The following is a 451-nucleotide window of genomic DNA, read 5'->3' as shown; positions in this document are numbered from 1 at the left end:
GGAGTGAAAGAAGAACTATGCCTTCAATATGCGCCAGCCTTCCTCAAGGAATATGGTTACAAGTGGTGGATTGAGAACAAAGCCCATATCCAGAATTGGTCAACTTTCAAGAAACTGATTATTGAAAGATTTGGAGAAAAGAACGAATATCTACTTGAACAACAATTGAACCATCGCAAGCAACAACCAAACGAACCTATCATCCAATATTACTATGATATGCTTGAGCTGTGCGGAAAATGTGATCCCGATATGTCGGACCGACAGAGAATTCGCAAGCTGATGAATGGTCTGCGCCTGTCATTATACCAAGAAGCAATTAAAGATACATATGCGACACCATCGGAATTCCTGTCGAAGGTTCAACGATTGGAAAATATCGAGAAACTCATGGAATTACGAAAAGCTTCCATGGAAATACCAGGAAGCTGGGCAACGATCAACAATCGTC

At 41.2% G+C, this 451-nt stretch carries 1 protein-coding gene; it reads left to right on the top strand.

The window, feature by feature from the left end:
- Positions 1-451, top strand: a 451-nt coding sequence (locus D7Y04_RS42645) for a hypothetical protein (protein WP_158627697.1), incomplete at both ends; no start/stop codon positions are given.

Origin of the sequence: Corallococcus sp. AB038B (assembly GCF_003668955.1) — a bacterium.
GTDB classification, from domain to species: Bacteria; Myxococcota; Myxococcia; order Myxococcales; family Myxococcaceae; genus Corallococcus; species Corallococcus exiguus.
The sequence above is the reverse complement of the archived record's forward strand: the minus strand, read 5'-3'. Positions and strand labels throughout refer to the sequence as shown.